The organism is Tessaracoccus sp. OH4464_COT-324, from assembly GCF_003932855.1.
Taxonomy (GTDB): domain Bacteria; phylum Actinomycetota; class Actinomycetes; order Propionibacteriales; family Propionibacteriaceae; genus Arachnia.
Genome location: NZ_RQYZ01000006.1, coordinates 14914 through 27573, shown reverse-complemented (window position 1 = coordinate 27573; position 12660 = coordinate 14914). Strand labels below are relative to the sequence as shown.

Here is a 12660-nt window from a genome sequence, read left to right as displayed (position 1 = left end):
GGTCCTTGGGCCACCAGCAGCCGCGCCCGACATGCCCGGGCGGTAAGCAGGGGCCGCTGTAGCCCGATCCGATGCGCCGCCAGCCCGGCGTCATTCTCGCTCAGACGCTAGCTCTCCCAACGCGAATCCGGTTGCCGCTCCAATCCATTCATCACGGCCGCGAGGCGGGCCGCAAGTGGCGACGAGTAGATGCTTTCCAGCGGGATCGGCTGCCCCGACCCGTCGGCAAGCGGTACCCGCCAGTTGGGATACTCGTCGATCGTTCCCGGCTGATTCTGCATCCGACGCTCTCCCACGGCATCCGTGAGGCTGGCCAGCAGCACCTTCGATGGCGTGCGCCCCAGATAGCGATGCATCGCCAGCATCACCTCAACAGGGTCCCCCGCCAGATCCGCTTCCAGCACCCTGGTCTCGATCAGCTTGTTCACCCAACCAGCCTGCTCGTTCGCGGCGAACTTGAGTTCCTCGTCGAGCGACTCCGTGAGCAGCCCCAACTCGTGGCGGAGCCGCACGTGATCGCCGGCCAGGTATCCGATCGTCGGAGGAAGATCGTGCGTGGTGACGCTCGCCATGCAGTATTCACGCCAATGCTCAGCGTCGAGCGGTCCGCCGTCGTAGCCGTACTCGAACCACAGCACCGACGTGCCCAGCAGCCCTCGACGGGCCAGGTAGTCACGCACCCACGGCTCCACAGTCCCCAGATCCTCGCCGATCACCAGCGCCTGCGCTCGGGTCGCTTCCAGCGCGAGAATGCCCACCATCGCCTCGTGGTCGTAGCGCACATAGGTACCGTCGCGCGGGCTCATCCCGTCTGGTACCCACCACAGTCGGAACAGACCGAGGATGTGGTCAACCCGCACCCCTCCGACGCGGCGCAGCGCAGCGCGCACCATTGCCCTGAACGGCGCGTAGGCCAACTGGGCCAGACGATCAGGGCGCCACGGCGGCTGGCCCCAGTCCTGCCCAGTCTGGTTGTAGGCGTCCGGCGGTGCACCCACGCTGACGCCCTGCGCAAACACGTCCGCCATCATCCACGTCTCCGCCGAGTCACGGTGCACGCCGACCGCCAGGTCGCTCACGATGCCGACGCGCATCCCCACGTCCTCGGCAACCCGCTGAGCCGCCGAAACCTGTTCCTGGGCCACCCACTGCAGCCATGCCCAGAACCGCAACTCGTCGGCGTGCTGTTCGGCGTAGACCGCGCATTCGCGGCTCGACGGATCCTGATACTCCTCGGGCCAGGAGCGCCAGCTCTGCCCAAACTCGATGCTGAGCGCGCTCCACAGGGTCAGGAGTCTCAGCCCCTCCCCCTCGCGCCGCACAAAGTCCTCGAAGGCCAGCTGCCGCGCCGGACGCAGCCCAGCCGCATACAACCGCTTCAGGGCCAGCATGCGCCGCTTCCACACCGCGTCGCGCTCCACCGCACCGCTGCGCTCGCCGGCATCCCGAGCGGTGATACGCAGCACCTCGATGTACTTGCGATCGGCCGCGCTCAACTCCACATACTCTTCGATCGCCTCCGGCCGGATGTACAGCGGGTTGATGAACCGACGGCTCGCCGGCAGGTAAGGCGACGGCTCCATCGGGCACTCCACCTGGGCGAGGTGCAGCGGGTTGATGAGCACGTAGTCCGCGAATTGCTTGGTGCCCGACCACGTGATGAGGTCAGCCAAATCAACCAGGTCGCCCACTCCCCACGAGCGCTCCGAGGTGATCGAGTAAAGCTGCGTCCCGTAGCCCCAGACCCGGGTGTCGCGCATCCGGGCGGGGAAGCCCACGAAGCGGGGGGTGACGATGAACGTCGCCAAGTATTGGACGCCGTCGGTCGAGGCGACCAGCCGGTGGTATCCGAGGGGCAGGTCATTACCTAGCCAGAACGTGGCCTCGCCGCGCCACTGCCCCGCCACCTCGCGATCAGGCGCAAAGTTATCCACCTGCCAGGTGGGCCGGGTGCCCCCCTGCTCCAGCTGGATGTGCACCTCGACAGAACTCCCAGCTGCCACGTGCACGTTGATGTGCGTGCCCTGTCCCTCCTCCATCACCACCACGGGCGGGAGGACTTGGAGCCAACGTTCCTCCTCGATGCGGGCGAGTGCCGCATCACAGTTCTCGGGCGTACTCGCGTCCACGTCGAAGGCCGCCAGTGCCCGGATGATGGTCTCCGACTTGATCTCGACGTAGCGGCCCTTCCAGTCCCAGAAGTCCCGGGCGATGCCGAAATGATCCGCGAGCGCTTGGAGCGACGGGTGCAGAGTGGACATTACAGTGTTCTCCTCGTGTCAAGCGTGACGGCTTTGGCCAGCATCTCGTGCAGCGTCTGCTTGTTCTCGCTGAACAGCACCGGCAGTGCGGCGAAGAAGCCGATCAGCCCGTACAGCACTGACCCGACAGCACCGCGCAGTACCGCGGTCTTCCAATCCAGCGGCTCCACCTGCTCGGCGCCAAGCCGGACGACCTTGAGACCAAAGACGCGCTGTCCGAGCGTAGCACTCCACGTCTTAAGAAGAATCACGCGGTAGGCGGAAGAAAGCGCCAGGCTAATCAATGAAATAACCATCAGCGCGGTGAAGTAATCGCCTGCCGCAGCGAGGGCGGGCTCGGCCCCCAGCCCGGAGAGTGAGTCGGGGTCGGTCAGGAGAACGAGTTTCGGCCCGAAGTAGCCCCAGAACCCGGCAACGATGGCGACGACCGCGCTCTCAAGGATCAGCGAGTCAACGATCGAGCCCAGGACCCGTCGGCCGAAAGACGCGAAATGGTATCCGCTCTGCCCCAGCCTGGTCAGCTGCATGCTCCCATACGGCGGCTGGGGAACTGACGTCCCCATCGGCTCCCCTGGGTAGCGATTACCCGGGCCAACCGGGGTGACGGGGGCGTCGCGCGTCGCCTGCGACCATGCCACGCCGTCCCAGAATCGCTCGTATGCCTGACCGGCCGGATCGGGGTACCAGCCAGGAGCTGGCTGCTGTGGGGAGTTCGTCATGGGTCAAGGATGCCAGAAACGCGACGGCACTTCCCTTTGCGCAGCGCAGGGCAGATAATAGGCGACGTTATGGAGATGATTGGCCGCTATCGCGTCACGGGCAAAATCGGCTCGGGGTCGTTCGCAACCGTGTTCGAAGGTTACGACGACACACTGCAGGTTCCCGTGGCCATCAAGGTGCTGAGCCCCGCATGGGCAACCAATGAGGACGTGCGAACTCGGTTCCTGGCGGAGGCCAGGCTGCTTAGGCAGTTCTCCGACGATCGGCTACTGCGCGTGTTCGACATCGGCACCACCGTCAGCGGCCAGCCGTACTTCGTGATGGAGCTGGCCAACGGCGGCTCGCTAGAGAACCTGCGACGCCGCCCGGTACAGCCCGGCATCGCACTGCGGCTCTGCGCCCAGGCAGCGCGAAGTCTCACCCTGCTGCACAAGAAACACATCATCCACCGGGACGTCACCCCGGGCAACGTGCTCCTGATGAACACCGCCGAGGGCACGCGTGTCCTGCTGGCTGATCTCGGCGTCGCCAAATCCCTCCTGGACGAGCATCACGACGAGATGACCGGCGGCACACCGGCGTACATGGCGCTGGAGCAGGCCCGCGGCAGCCAGTTGGATGAGCGCTCCGATATCTACTCGTTGGGCTGCGTCAGCTACTCGCTTCTCACCGGACACCCGCCCTTCCCGGTGAAGACAATCCAAGATGTGCTCTCCCGTAACCCGATGATCGGTCCAGTGCCCATCGCCGCCCGCGTCGGCGCCCCGGCAGCGCTGGATACCTTCTTCGACTCGGTGCTCTCCCCCGATCCGAACCGCCGCCCACAGACGGCGGAACGCGTTGCGGAGATCCTGGATGAGCTGGCCGATCGGATGGGTGGGAACATCCGCATCGCCAACAACTCCGCGTATGTTGCGCGCCCCGCGCCAGCCCTCGCCCCCGCCACGCCGTCACCGCCTACAAGCCCTCCCGGCCCCGCGATCCCTGCAGACACCCCCGGCAGAGTGCTGAACGCGTATCTCGGGCAGGGCAAGTACGCGCCACGCAAGAGCAAGGAAACCCACCAGATCTGGTTCTGGGTGTGGGTGATCGCCAGCACACTCGCGTTGGGCGGGTTGGCCTGGTGGGTCACCGTCGTGTTTCTCTCGGGATAGCCCAGCCAGAGGCACGCCCATAGCCTGCTTCGAAAGTACTGCCGGGAACGAGGACGCTCCGAGCTAGACGACCTGGGCGCTGAAACATCTGCCGCCGTACCGGATGCACAGGTCAGGAAGCTAAGGGTGAGGATCGCCCGATTCGGTGCGCCGCGCCCCGGCATGACTCGCGCCCCGGCATGACTCGCAGAGCAGGGCCTAGAATGGCCCCATGAGTGAGCTTGCCCCCGGTTCCCAGACCGCTGTCGAAGAACGAACAGAACTATTCGAGGACGGCGATCAGGATCGCTTCTCCCACTACGTGCCCAAGAGCAAGCTGACCGAGGCCATGGTCAACGGCACCCCGGTCGTCGCACTGTGTGGCAAGGTCTGGGTGCCCTCCCGCAACCCAGACCGCTACCCTGTGTGCCCCGACTGCAAGGAAATCTGGCAGTCGCTCAACCCGGGAGAATAGTTCTTAAGCGGTCGCGAGGTGGACGAGCGCCAGGTCGTAGCCGCCCACCCCACACCCGACGATGACCCCGGCCGCCCCGGCACTCAGCACGCTTTGCCGACGGAAGTCCTCGCGGGCGTAGACGTTGGAGATGTGCACCTCGACGTAGCGGCGTACAAGTTGGGCCGCGTCGGCGATGGCATACGAGTAGTGCGACCAGGCGCCGGCATTCAATACGACACTTGCGCCCACGTCGGCCGCCTCGTGCAGCCAAGCGATCAGCTGACCCTCGTCGTCGGTCTGACGAACCTCTACGTCAAGGCCCAGATCAGCCCCGCTCTCCACCAGGTGCCGCTCCAGTTCCTCGTGGGTCATCGACCCGTAGATCTCCGGCTGTCGCGTGCCCAGCCGGCCCAGGTTCGCGCCATTCAGCACCAGAACTCGATTACTCAATTCATTCCTCCAAGCCCGACGCGCAGATATTCGGCGCCGTACAATCCGGTGGCCAGCAACGTCATGTATGCCTCGACGGTGGTGCGGCCCAGATCAGCTTCTCCCGAGGACATCGTGGCCACCGGCACCCCGGTGCGCAGCGCCTCCGCCTCCAGCCGCCCGGCCTGTTCTGCTTGGTAGCCCGTCGCTTTGTCCGCGTCCAGCAGCACCAGCAGCGGCTGGGGCGGGCTGTCCTCCGGATCCGCGAACGGATCCCGTGGTTGCACCCCAGACAGCACGGCCAGCAGCTCCGCAGCGTCCGCAGCCAGCGCCGGCACCTGGCTGGCTCGCCGCACCGCCTCCGCCAGCCTGCGCCCGGCGCGGTGGGCCAGCACCGTGCCGCCCCAGATGAACGGGACATGCTCGGCCAGCTGCTGCGCCAGCACCTTTCCGGGGTTGACCGACAGATCCCGAAGCGGCGAGCAGCCCTCCGCCACCAGGTCCAGGGCCGCGGCCACCAACTCCACGTCCACCATCGGGCCAAGACCGAGTTGACCCAGCACGGCCAGCAGCGCGACCGCAGACGCCGTCGGGTCACCCTCCTCCGCGCGCAACAGCACTGATGTCGGTTTGGCGACGGCCCTGGCCAGCTCGCCGTTCTCGCTGCCTGCGGCTAGCACCGTCGCACCCCGACGGGCGGCCTCCGCGCCGGCCGCTACCGTGTCGGCAGAACCCGCCGTCCCGACGATGGCCACCATGTCCAACGGCCCCACCCAGGCCGGCAACCGTGCGCCCTGCCAGGCCATCATCGGCACCGGGCACACCGGCTCCAGCACGGCGCGGATCAGCCGGGCCTCCGGCCCGAGCAGCAGCACCCCCCGCGGGCGTTGCAGATCCCCCAGCGCCCGCAGCTGGCCGTACAAGCCCGCCCGACGCACACGCGCACCCATCGAGGCCAGCCAACGCAGACCCTCGTGATCAACCAGTTCCGGCTCCTCCAGCCGGCTGTCCAGGAACTCTCTCACAGCGTGGAACGGGCCTGGTCGATGAGGAGCACCGGGATGTTGTCGCGCACCGGGTAAGCCAGCGCACAGCCCTGGTTGGAGCAGACGAGCTCTTTCGCGTCGTAGTCCACGGCGAACTTCGCGTGGCAGGAGGGGCACGCGAGGATCGCCAGCAATTCCGAGGACAGTTCCATGTTCGCCATGCGCCAAAGTCTAATCTGCCGCGCCCGGGCCACGCACAAGCGCCAGCGTCTCGTCGCGCAGCTCGCGCATGGTCTTTTCCTCCCTGGCCTCGACATTCAGCCGCAGGAGGGGCTCCGTGTTCGACGGGCGCAGGTTGATCCACCAGCCCGACTCGTGCCGCACCGTCAATCCGTCACCGCGGGCGAGTTCCCCGCGGGAGGCGAAGGCCCCGGCCACCCGCTCCAGCACCGCGTCAACGTCGGACACCGTGGAGTTGATCTCCCCCGAACGCGAATAGCCGTCATACACGCTCGCCAGTTCGGAGAGCCTGCCGCCGGAACGAACCTGCTCCAGCACGTGCAGCGCCGCCAACATGCCGGTGTCTGCGGACCAGAAGTCGCGGAAATAGTAGTGGGCGGAGTGTTCCCCACCGAAGATGCCACCCTCGCTGGCCATCAGCCCCTTCACATAAGTGTGTCCCACGTTTGAGCGAACCAGCCGCCCCCGGTCTCCGACCGCGTCGGCAACGCACTGCGACGTGATGGTGTTCACAACAATCACTCCGCCGGGTTCCCGAGCCAATTCTGCTGTCGCGATCATCGCGGTGATCACCGACGGGTCCACCACCTCGCCGCGCTCGTCAATGATGAAGCAGCGGTCGGCGTCGCCGTCGAAGACCAGCCCAAGATCTGCGCCGTTCTCGCGCACTGCTCGCTGCGCGTCCACCAGGTTCTCCGGCACCAGTGGGTTCGCCGGATGGTTCGGGAAAGAGCCGTCCAGCTCCAAGTAGAGCCCGACGACGTCGAGGTTGCGTCCAGCCAACACCGCGCCTGCGGTGTGGCCCGCCATGCCGTTTCCGGCATCGATGACCACCTTCAACGCTCTGGTACCCGCTACGGGAACCAGAGCGTTGAGCTTCGCGGCGTAACCGGGCAAGGAATCCCAGTGGGTCAGTTGTCCGAGCAGCTCATCACCGATCTCGACAGTGTGCGCAAGCCCGCGCAGCCGCTCCATGAAGTCCGTTGGCACCGGTTTGGCGTCGGCCAGGCAGAACTTGATGCCGTTGTATTCCGCCGGGTTGTGGCTGGCCGTGAACTGGACTCCCGGCAGGCTCGTCTCGCCCGAGGCGAACCAGAGTTGGTCGGTACTGGTCAGCCCAAGGGCCACGACGTCGGCGCCAGCCCGGCGGGCGCCGTCGACAAACGCCGTGGACAGTTCCTCCCCTCGCTGGCGCATGTCCCGCCCGAGCACGAACTTTGTCGCGCCCGTGAGTTCGACGAACGCCGCGCCTAGCGCCCTAGCCCCCACCTCGTCCCATTGCGGATCCGGCCCGGAGACGACGCCCCGGATGTCGTTGGCCTTGAAGATGACGTCTTTCAGCACGGTTCGCTCCAGCTAGTTCCGAATGATTCGCAGGTGCGGCGCCCCCGGCACCACGGGCTCGGGCACCAGGGGCTCGGCCACGACGGGGGGCGGCGGGTCGTCGTGACGCAGCCCGATCTGCCGCACCGCGTCCGCCAGCGCCATCAGGTCGTCGCCCACCCGCTCGGTCGGGTTCGTTCCATCGGGCGACAGCCGAATCATTTCCCACCCCATGGGCACCGAGATGGACTCCGCGTGCCGCGCACACAGGTCGTAGGCTCCCGGCTCACGATCCGTCGCGAGCGGACCCAGAACCGCAGTCGAGTCCGCGTAGGCGAAGGTCATGGTTGCCACCGCGGGAGCCAGGCAGGCAGTCCGAGAACATTTGCGCACAAGCGAGAGCTTAAACCTTGTGGGGATAAAGTTGCCTTATGCCACGCAGGAGAGACCGACATGATCGCGGAATCCGTGGTTCGCTGGCGCTGCCCGGCTCCCCGAGCCGGCTCAGGAAGCGCTCTTCACGGCCCGATTTCTTCAACGAGTGCCTGATGGATGCCATCTCGCGTGTCCTGGCCAGGGATCCGAACGCCCTCGACGACATCGTGGTAGGCGTCGAGGAGGTGCCCTACCTGAACAGCGCCTGGTCCGGCGACCGCGTTCCGCTTTCGGCCGCCGTCGAGGCCTCACGCCGCGAACGCGCCCGCGTGGTGCTATACGAACGCCCCATCGAACGGCGTGCCCAAACCCCGCGAGAGCTGCGCAGGCTGGTGCACCGAACCCTCGTGGAGCAGCTCTCCACGCTGACCGGGCGCAGCATCTCATCGCTGGGCCTGGACGAGGACTGACAGCCGGGCCCCGCGCCCGCAGATCGTGCCAGGCTCCGGCGCACCACGCAGGTGTTTAGGAGCCCGCAGCGTCCTCGCCTGCGACGCTTCCGACGCGGGCCCTAGCGCAGCGTTCTGACCAGTTCCGCCTCCATCGGGTCGGGGTCGGGCACCTTAGTTGGGGTCAGGGGGATCACTGCGGTCGCGTCGGGCGTCACGCCGGCGCCGAACAGTTGAGCCTCAGCGCTGGCCTCCACCAACACCGGATCCCCCTCGGGAATTGCGACGACACCCGTCGCCCGTGCGGCGACGCTCAGCGTGGTGGGCTGGCCCCCGATGAGTACCTCGACGCTGGTCTCCTGCGCGGACAGGTTCGTCAATTGCAGGGTGGAGCCGCCGGGCAGCAGCGCGCTCAGCGCGGTGTCCGCAGCCGCCGCTCCGCTGGCCGCCTGGGGCTGTGCGCCTCCTGTGATCAGGAGCGCGCTCACCGGCCGGTCCGCCTCCACCGTGAACGCGCCCGGCTCGCCCGCCACGCCCTGGGCAAGATCCAGTTGGACGACGGAGTGCGGGGGAATCGACACGTCTTCGCCGCCGGCCGGGACGAAGGTGGCCGTCGGCGAGTGGAAGTTGACCGTGGCGGAGGCCCGCTCGGCGTTCATGTTGAGCAGCAGGAGCTTCGGCTCCGCGCCCGCTGCCTGCCCCGGCAACTCGTGTCGCGGGGCGCTGCCGAGCGGCGGGATGACGTAGCGCTGCGCCGTACCAACGGTGTTGCCGCTGGCGATCACTCGGCCCCGGCTGGTCTGCCAGTAAACGCCGATGGCGCCCTCCGTGCTCGCGGCCAGGACCGAGACGGCCACCGGGCGTGTCTCCCCCGGTGCCAGGTTGATGCCGCGTGTGCCGAGCGCCTGTAGTTCGCCTGCCGAGCTGTAAATCTTGATGTCGACGGAGGCTTCCCGGCTATCGGGGTTAGTCAGCACCAACTGAGCGGCCTCAGCCGACGGGAAAATCACCTGGCCGTTGGTGGCCGCCTGCTGGCACGGGGTCCAGCTCTTGTCCGTGCCGAAGATGCCGCCGCTGGGCAGGATCCCGCGGACGGTGTGGAGCTGTTCGATCGTCGTGATCGACGGCGCCTGGATGGTCTGGGTCTGGCCGCCGTGCTTCGCGAGCTGGAGATTGGTGCCTGTGAGCAACAACTCGCCGGGCACTGTCGGCTGGCAGGCCACCCGCGTGTCAAGCGGTGGCGCCACCTTCGTGTAGCGCGGCACGTCGCCGGGCGCGACCAACGACAAACCAACCGCGGCCGCGCCAACCAGCAGAAGTGTCCCTGCCTGAACCGGATGAATCTTCATCATCTGCTCCCAGCTCGTCGGGCGCCGTCGGCCTGCCCCAGCGACGGCATAGCGAACAACGCCAGCAGGGCGAAGATGACCAGGCTGAGCCAAGGTCCGAACGCGCTGGGCGCGGGGCGGAAGTCGAGTGTTCCCGACAGCTCGCCCAGGCGGAATGTGCCCGGCTCCTCCGCAGGCTCCAGGGTATGGCCGGCGACGCGGGCGGTCACTCCGGCCTCGCTGATCCGCAGCAGCCGGTCGTCGCCGCCTGCAGGCACCACGCCGTCGACGACGGGTTGTGGCTCCTGCCCCGGCACCAGCACCAGCGCCCGACTGACCAAGCCCACGACGGTGAACACGGTGGCCTCGTCGCCGTCGGGCGCTGAAGTGAGCCCGTCCGCGTTGGCCACCACCAGCAGCTCGTCCTCGGTGAACCCCGAGAGCCAAACGTGGGACACGCCCAACCCCATCAGCTGGCTGGCCAGATCCTCGGGCACCGGGCCGCCAGTGAACACCTGCACGAGGCCCTCAAACTCCGCCGCGTACTGCGGCCGCAACTCGCCGGAACCCCACTGCGGATCCTGCGCGTCAACCACGTTCCAGGCGAGCCTGCCTCGTGTCTTCTCCACGAGCAGCGCCCGGCTAAGCCGGGGCGACTCCAGAACCGAGGTCACGTAACCCGGCAGCTCCGGGTGTTTGGCCTGCACCGGCCCGGTGAGGCCGAAGAACGGCCAGGCGAGCACGGGCGTCAGCGCCGCGACGGCGGCGAGGCCGAGCGGGATCGGCCAGGATCGCTCATTCTGGCGGCGCTCCACCACCATCGCCGCAACCGCAGAGGCCACCGCCAGCAGCAGCCAGGGGCTGAGCAGCGCCCGCACCTCGCCGTCGCCGAGCGGCAAAGCGAACCGAGAGACCGCAACCCCGATCAGCGGCGGCAGGCCGAGCGCGAGCGTGAACATCCACCGGCTGCGCGCGCCAACAATGCGCATGAGGCACCAGAGGACCACGATGCCAAGCAGGCCGAAGAAGGATATGTTCACCCAGATGGGTATGCCCGCGCGGAAGATCCGGCCGGCGAATAGCGCGTAGCTTGCCGGCGGGATGGCCGGCCACGCGAAGGGATCCACCCCGGTGAGCAACCGCGCGGGATTGCTCAACAGCGCGCCCAGCCAGGGCAGAAAGAGCACCCAGACGGGGGCCACGAGCATCGCCCAGCGCGCTCGGGGCCGGCCACAGGCCAAGACCAGAATCAGCGCCACAACTGTGGCGATCAGCAGCGCAGGCGGCCAAAACGCCGCCAGGACGAACAGCCAGAAGGCACCAACGGCGGGACGGCGCAGCCCCTCCGCCCCGGTGGCGTCGTCGGTGAGCATCGCGTAACCGGCCTTGGCCAGCAGCGGAGCAACAACCGCGAACACCAGACCGCTGACGTCGCCGGCCGAGGGCAGGCCCAGCGTCAACACAGCTCCCGCCCACACCGCGGCCCCAACCGCGCTGGTCTTGGGGGCGAGACCGGCCGCGCGCAGGGCCGAGTTGGCTGTGGCGGCCGCCAGGGCGGGCCCGAGCAGCACCAGCAGGAGCGGGATCAACTGCAGGTAGCCGAAGGTGAAGAAACTCACGACGGCGCCGATGCCTAGGGCGGGCATGCCCGAGGCCAGGTACGACTGCCAGATGTCGTCGAAGCCGCTCGGCGCGGGCAGCAGCCCCCCTCCCGCCACGGGCGCGGTACCCCAGAATCGCCATCCCGCAAGGATGCCGACGACCGCGAAGAGCGCCACGACGATAGCGTGCGGAGCGAAACGCGCCCGCTTCTGGGAGGCCACGCTCTGGTATTCGTCCGAGGTCAGGTCGTCCAGGGAGGTGTCGGTGGAAAACTCGCGCCAGCGATCCATGAAGGAACTGCCGAGCCTGTCGAAGCCGTGCTTGATGGCCCACAGTTTGGGGGCCAGGAGGTCGTCGGCCGCGGACGTGTCGCCTGCGGGGATGCGGCTCGCGAGCGACCTGGTCTTCTCCGGCGTGGCCCGAAACTCTCGATGGGCACGCAACTCCGCCCCAGCGAAGGACGGCGAGCGGGCCAATAGGTAGCCGAATGCCCGAAACCAACTACTGAGCCGCAGCGCCAGCCGGCTAGTGCCGCGCGCGGCCACGATGCGCAGCGCCCCCAGCCGGTCGTCGCGATGGGGGTGCTCGGGCCCGACCCGCTGGAAGGTTCGCGACGCCGCGCTGTGCGCGATGGCCGCCAGCGGAGCCGTCACGACGCGGTGCCCCGCGACGTTGGCTCGCCAACCGAAGTCGACCCCGGCGCGGTGGTTGGGGACCTCGGGGGCCAGCCCGCCCAGCTCACACCACGTCGAAGCCCGAACGAACATGCCCGCAGTCGAGCCGCCCAGCACCGCCCCCGGCTCGATCTGCCGCTGGTCGACCTCCCCTTCCTCGGCCGCGCCAACCCGGAATCCAGTTCGCGAAATTGACTGCCCACATTCGGCGATGATGTCCGGATAGTTGCGCCGCTTGGGGTGCAGAAGCTTGGGGAAGACGACGTCCGCGGTGGCTGCGGCGCGCGTGATCTCGGTGAGCGCCGTGGGTCGGGGGACGCAGTCGTCGTGCAGCAACCACAGCCAGTCCTCGGTGCCGTCGAGCGCCGCGGCGACAGCCTCACCGAACGGCATCCGGCTAACGCTGACCACTTCGTCAATCACGCCCAGTTGACGGGCCTCGGCCAACAGGAGCGTGGTCCCGTCGCGGGAACCCACGTCCACGGCGACGATGCGCCCCGGCCTGAGTGCACTGTCTACTAGCGCTTTCAGAGCGTCAGACAGCCACTCCTCGGCGTCGCAGGCCACCAGGATGGCCTTGACCGAGGCCGGGGAGACGGGAGGAATCGCTTCCTCATCGTCGTATTGATCTGCCCAAGCCCAAAGTTCCTTAAAGCGCTCCCCCTCGTCGGGTTCGCTCACGC

The 12660-nt window shown here is 67.7% G+C and carries 12 protein-coding genes; 3 read left to right on the top strand and 9 right to left on the bottom strand.

Annotated elements, in window-relative coordinates:
* Positions 1-107 precede the first annotated feature (107 nt).
* Together malQ and EII42_RS05095 are read right to left on the bottom strand one after the other, a co-directional pair.
* A complete protein-coding gene (gene malQ / locus EII42_RS05100) occupies positions 108-2261 on the bottom strand; it encodes a 4-alpha-glucanotransferase (RefSeq protein ID WP_125171037.1) in 2154 nt (717 codons plus the stop codon).
* Complete coding sequence (locus tag EII42_RS05095) at positions 2261-2980, bottom strand: RDD family protein (protein ID WP_125171036.1); 720 nt, start codon at positions 2978-2980, stop codon at positions 2261-2263. The genes malQ and EII42_RS05095 overlap by 1 nt, the downstream gene beginning before the upstream one ends.
* Before the next feature lie 69 nt (positions 2981-3049).
* Between EII42_RS05095 and EII42_RS05090 the strand changes: the two genes are divergently transcribed.
* A complete protein-coding gene (locus EII42_RS05090; protein ID WP_158676410.1) occupies positions 3050-4135 on the top strand; it encodes a serine/threonine-protein kinase in 1086 nt (361 codons plus the stop codon).
* 211 nt (positions 4136-4346) lie between these two features.
* Positions 4347-4589 carry a DUF3039 domain-containing protein gene (locus tag EII42_RS05085; protein ID WP_125171034.1) on the top strand — a complete coding sequence of 81 codons (243 nt, stop codon included), beginning with the start codon at positions 4347-4349 and terminating at the stop codon, positions 4587-4589.
* Between the two features lie 3 nt (positions 4590-4592).
* Here the strand turns inward: EII42_RS05085 and EII42_RS05080 are convergent, their stop codons facing one another.
* The 5 genes from EII42_RS05080 to EII42_RS05060 are packed head-to-tail and all read right to left on the bottom strand — an operon-like array spanning position 4593 to position 7942.
* A complete protein-coding gene (locus tag EII42_RS05080) occupies positions 4593-5021 on the bottom strand; it encodes a type II 3-dehydroquinate dehydratase (protein WP_125171033.1) in 429 nt (142 codons plus the stop codon).
* Complete coding sequence (locus EII42_RS05075; RefSeq protein ID WP_233558283.1) at positions 5018-6025, bottom strand: SIS domain-containing protein; 1008 nt, start codon at positions 6023-6025, stop codon at positions 5018-5020. The genes EII42_RS05080 and EII42_RS05075 overlap by 4 nt, the downstream gene beginning before the upstream one ends.
* Positions 6022-6207: a Trm112 family protein gene (locus EII42_RS05070; RefSeq protein ID WP_233558282.1), complete on the bottom strand. Its 186-nt coding sequence runs from the start codon at positions 6205-6207 to the stop codon at positions 6022-6024. The genes EII42_RS05075 and EII42_RS05070 overlap by 4 nt, the downstream gene beginning before the upstream one ends.
* A 10-nt stretch (positions 6208-6217) precedes the next feature.
* The gene (gene manB / locus EII42_RS05065; RefSeq protein WP_199729802.1) at positions 6218-7570 is read right to left on the bottom strand and encodes a phosphomannomutase/phosphoglucomutase; all 1353 of its coding nucleotides are present in this window, start codon (positions 7568-7570) and stop codon (positions 6218-6220) included.
* Between the two features lie 12 nt (positions 7571-7582).
* The gene (locus tag EII42_RS05060) at positions 7583-7942 is read right to left on the bottom strand and encodes a DUF3499 domain-containing protein (protein ID WP_255416242.1); all 360 of its coding nucleotides are present in this window, start codon (positions 7940-7942) and stop codon (positions 7583-7585) included.
* Positions 7943-7980: 38 nt separating this feature from the next.
* Here EII42_RS05060 and EII42_RS05055 point away from each other — a divergent pair, with 38 nt between their 5' ends.
* Positions 7981-8394 carry a metallopeptidase family protein gene (locus EII42_RS05055; protein ID WP_125171031.1) on the top strand — a complete coding sequence of 138 codons (414 nt, stop codon included), beginning with the start codon at positions 7981-7983 and terminating at the stop codon, positions 8392-8394.
* A gap of 101 nt (positions 8395-8495) precedes the next feature.
* Here EII42_RS05055 and EII42_RS05050 read toward each other — a convergent pair whose 3' ends face one another.
* Both EII42_RS05050 and EII42_RS05045 read right to left on the bottom strand, forming a co-directional pair.
* Positions 8496-9725: a DUF5719 family protein gene (locus EII42_RS05050; protein ID WP_125171030.1), complete on the bottom strand. Its 1230-nt coding sequence runs from the start codon at positions 9723-9725 to the stop codon at positions 8496-8498.
* Positions 9722-12658 (bottom strand): glycosyltransferase family 2 protein, encoded by a 2937-nt coding sequence (locus EII42_RS05045; RefSeq protein WP_125171029.1) that lies wholly within the window; start codon positions 12656-12658, stop codon positions 9722-9724. The genes EII42_RS05050 and EII42_RS05045 overlap by 4 nt, the downstream gene beginning before the upstream one ends.
* Between the last annotated feature and the right edge of the window lie 2 nt (positions 12659-12660).

Excerpts from the sequence above, each read along its gene's own strand:
- malQ (WP_125171037.1), bottom strand. The coding sequence starts at position 2,261 with ATGTCCACTCTGCACCCGTCGCTCCAAGCGCTCGCGGATCATTTCGGC.
- EII42_RS05095 (WP_125171036.1), bottom strand. The coding sequence starts at position 2,980 with ATGACGAACTCCCCACAGCAGCCAGCTCCTGGCTGGTACCCCGATCCG.
- EII42_RS05090 (WP_158676410.1), top strand. The coding sequence starts at position 3,050 with ATGGAGATGATTGGCCGCTATCGCGTCACGGGCAAAATCGGCTCGGGG.
- EII42_RS05085 (WP_125171034.1), top strand. The coding sequence starts at position 4,347 with ATGAGTGAGCTTGCCCCCGGTTCCCAGACCGCTGTCGAAGAACGAACA.
- EII42_RS05070 (WP_233558282.1), bottom strand. The coding sequence starts at position 6,207 with ATGGCGAACATGGAACTGTCCTCGGAATTGCTGGCGATCCTCGCGTGC.
- EII42_RS05055 (WP_125171031.1), top strand. The coding sequence starts at position 7,981 with ATGCCACGCAGGAGAGACCGACATGATCGCGGAATCCGTGGTTCGCTG.
- EII42_RS05050 (WP_125171030.1), bottom strand. The coding sequence starts at position 9,725 with ATGATGAAGATTCATCCGGTTCAGGCAGGGACACTTCTGCTGGTTGGC.